The sequence below is a fragment of the Isoptericola cucumis genome (assembly GCF_014635665.1).
Lineage (GTDB): Bacteria > Actinomycetota > Actinomycetes > Actinomycetales > Cellulomonadaceae > Isoptericola > Isoptericola cucumis.
Map to the genome: position 1 here is coordinate 1 of NZ_BMDG01000022.1, position 3,613 is coordinate 3,613.

The 3,613-nt window shown below is 75.6% G+C and carries 2 protein-coding genes; both read right to left on the bottom strand.

Features of this window, described 5'->3' with window-relative positions:
* Positions 1-572 (bottom strand): polysaccharide pyruvyl transferase family protein (locus IEW03_RS20225; RefSeq protein WP_188525528.1); only part of this gene is annotated, 572 nt, incomplete at its 3' end.
* Complete coding sequence (locus IEW03_RS20230; protein ID WP_188525529.1) at positions 569-3,442, bottom strand: glycosyltransferase family 2 protein; 2,874 nt, start codon at positions 3,440-3,442, stop codon at positions 569-571. The genes IEW03_RS20225 and IEW03_RS20230, both read right to left, overlap by 4 nt.
* Positions 3,443-3,613 lie beyond the last annotated feature (171 nt).

The following is a 3,613-nucleotide window of genomic DNA, read 5'->3' on the forward strand; positions in this document are numbered from 1 at the left end:
GGCACGTCGAGGGCGTCGGCGAAGATCAGGCCGTGCATGGAGGAGGAGAGGACGACGTGGCAGGCGGCGATCTCGCGGGCGACTTCTTCGGGGGTCCAGGCGACGTCGATGCGGCGGGTGCCGGGCAGGGTGGTGAGGGCGCGGATGGCGGGGTCGGTGGCGTCCTTGTAGTGGGGGATGACGCCGAGGGTGTATCTCTTCGTGACGGGTCCGTCGACGAGGCGGTCGGCCAGGATGCCGGGATCGCCCAGCGCGACGCGGCCCTGGACGGACGGGTCGAGGTGCTCCAGCGTCAGCCGCCCGCGGACCGCGAGCGGCGCGAACCCGTCCGGGACGCCGCCGGCGTACGGGGAGATGACCCCCGGCCCCCAGACCTGGGGCATCGACGTGGGCCGGGCCCGCAGGATCTTCTGCAGCACCGAGCCGGCACCGACGACGTCGGCGGACTCGAGCGGGGTCCACGTGACGGGGCGGCCCGTGAGCCTCTCGAGCAGGGGCGCCGTCACCTCGTCGCCGAAGTTGAGCTCGGCGGGGAAGCGCCAGCGCCACCACCAGAGCTTGACCGGGGTCATGCGGGAACCTCCGAGGACGTCGTCGCCGTGCGGGTGATCCGCCACGTGCCGTCGACGAGCGTGAGCGCGACCTCGTCCGACACGAGCGGAGGGACGGGGGAGTGCTTGGGCACCGAGAGGGTGCCGTCGTGCGCGACGGTGAGCTCGATCCGCTCCTCGTCGCCGACGGACCGCGGCACCGGGAGCCTGGCCGCCAGGGTGGTCGCGTCGACCCGGGTGCTCGGCAGCAGCTGCCGGGCGCCGCGGCTCCCGGCCGGCTCCACCTGCGCGTAGACGCGCGCGGAGGGGTCGTCGCCGGGCAGGGCCACGAGCACCTCGGGCCGCCCGTCGGCGTCCCACCGTGTGCCGACGACGTGCACCAGCGGGGCCCGGGTCGTCGTCCCCCCGTGGTCGAGCGAGAGGTTGCCGTGGCCGAGGGTGCCGTAGAGCACGTCGGTCGGGCCGAGCGCGAGGTCGTCCGCACCGACCCCGCCGGTGCGGTTCCCGCCGAACCGGGCGAACGGCCCGACGACGTCACCCCAGGTGGGCGCGACGCTCAGGTCCCACACCCCCTCGGCGGGGAGGGCCGCGGTCTCGACGACGAGCTCCAGCCCCGCGGCCGGGCCGTGCCCGGTCGTGCGGGCACCGAGCGCGCGTGCGGGGACGTCGACGGTGCGGCCGTCGTCGCGCAGCGTCCACCGGGCCAGGGCGCCGTCCGGGACCGGGAAGCCGCCGACCGCGCGGACCCAGCCGCGCAGCACCGCCGAGCCGTCCCGCAGCCGTGTCGACGTCAGCTGGGTCTCGGCGGCCGTCGGCGGCACGCCCAGGAGGGCGGGGTCGACGGCGGCCGCGACCGACGGCGGGACGTCCAGGACGAACCCGTCGGCGGTCATCACGTGCTCGAGGTCGCGGGGGTTCCCGCCGGCGTGCTCGACGAGCTCGCCGACCAGGTCGGCCCGGCGCCGGAAGACCAGCTCGAGGAGCGGCTGCGCCGCCGCGGGGAGCTGCGCGCGCAGACCGGGGGTCCACAGGTGGCCGAACCGGTCCGCGACCCGGTCGACGAGCTTCGCGCGGTGCTCGGCGTCGAGCTCCAGGAAGCGGCGCCGGAACAGCCCCTCGACCGCGGCCCCGCCGAAGGGGCGCACCAGCAGCGCGTCCCGGTCGGGCCCCGGCTCCGTGTGCCGTTCGACCACCTCGGCCAGGCTCCACGCCTTGGCGAACTTCTCGTCGAGCGTCTCGCCGATGCGCGACATGTGCACGCCGTCGTGCCCCCGCACGATGTAGTAGTCGCCGTCCGCCCGGACCACGATGCGGCGCGCGGTGAGCTCGGCCTCGGCCACGAACGCGAGGTCCTCGCCGTTGCGCAGCCCGGGGCGGAACCACGCGTCGAGGCCCAGCACGTGCTCGCGCCGGAACATCTTGGTCGGCCCGAGCGCGCGGATCAGGTTCGTCCGCACCATGTGGGCGTCCAGCGTCGACCGGGCGAACATCGACTTCGCGACCCCGCGGCCGCCGATCCCCTTCATCCGGCCGAGGGCGACGTCGGCGCCGACCACGTCGGCCGCCTCGACGAGCTTCTCGAGAGCACGCGGCGTGAGGAGGTCGTCGGCGTCGAGGAAGAACAGGTAGGTGCCGGTCGCCGCCTCGATCGCCGTGTTGCGGGGCGCCGCCGCGGAGCCGGAGTTGGGCTGCGTCAGCACGCGCATCCGCGGGTGCTCGCGGGCGAGCCGGTGCAGGATGCTCAGCGAGTCGTCGGTGGAGCCGTCGTCGACGGCCACGATCTCGATCTGCTCGGCCGGCATCGACTGCGCGAAGACCGAGCGGATCGCCTCCTCGACGAAGCGCTCCGCGTTGTACACGGGCACGACGACCGAGACCTTCGGCGGCGCGTCGGGCGCGACGTGCGGCCGACCGCCGGCAGCCGGCGTCGCCGTCAGGGTGGCGCTGCCGTCGCGCGCGATACGCACCAGGAACGGTGCCGGGTGTCGGTCACCGCCCAGCGAGACCACGAGCTGCCACAGACCGGGCGTGGCCGCCGCGGTCGCCGTGAGGGTGACGTCCTCGTCGTGGACGGTGACGGCGGCCCGGCCGGGAACCGACGAGGCTCCCAGGCGGCGGCGCACCTTGAGCAGGGCGCGGCGGGGGAACGAGCCGACCGGAGCCACGAGCTCGGCGGTGCCCTGCAGAGGGCCGCGGCGGCCCTCGACGACCGGCCAGACCCGGACGCCGTCCAGGGGGACCGAGACGGTGACGCTCGTGCGGCGGCCGCCGTCCGCGCGGGTGCGCGTCGTGGCGGCGTCGGTGCGCGGTCGCGACCCGTCGACCACGGTCCGCAGGTTGCCCCCCGCGTCGACGCTCAGGGTCCCGCGCCGGTTGCGGTAGGCGACGAGCTGCCGGCGGCCGACGATCGCGGGCCGCGTCGAGGTGTCGGTCGCGGCGGGGAGGTGGTGGGTGACGCCCAGGGCCTCGGTCTTCACGCGCACGTCCCAGACGCCGCGGCCGAGGCGGGTGCCCTTCTTCCCCCCGCTCGGGTCGAGCCTGCCCTCGACGTGCAGCCGCACGGACACGAGGTCGTCGCTGCCGGGGACCGGGACGAGCTCCGTCGTGCTGGAGCCGGGCAGCTTCCGGACCTTGCGCGACCGTCGCTCGCGGACCGTCAGGGTCGACGTCGCGCTCCGGAGACCGGAGGCGTCGCCGTCCCGGGCGTCCTGCAGCGTGCCGTCCTCGGCCCGGCGGAACGTGCGCTCTGCCCCGTGCTCGTCGACCCAGCGGGTCGTGGCCCGGACGTGCAGCACGCCGTCCATCCAGACCAGCCCGTCGACGTGGGACCGGCCGTCCTCGGGCACGACGACGCGCGGCGCGATGCCGTGCGTGCGCGTCTGGTCGGTCATCGGGGTGCTTCCTCCTCGTGGCTCCCGCCGCGGCGGGCAGGTCGAAACCCGGGAAACTTTACGTCAGGCGTGCGGCTCCGCGGCGCGAGGGCGCCGCGTCACGGCCGCGTCATGCGGGCAGGGCGTCGACGAGGTGTTGCTTGAGGTCGTCGATGCCGGTGGGGGGCCGGA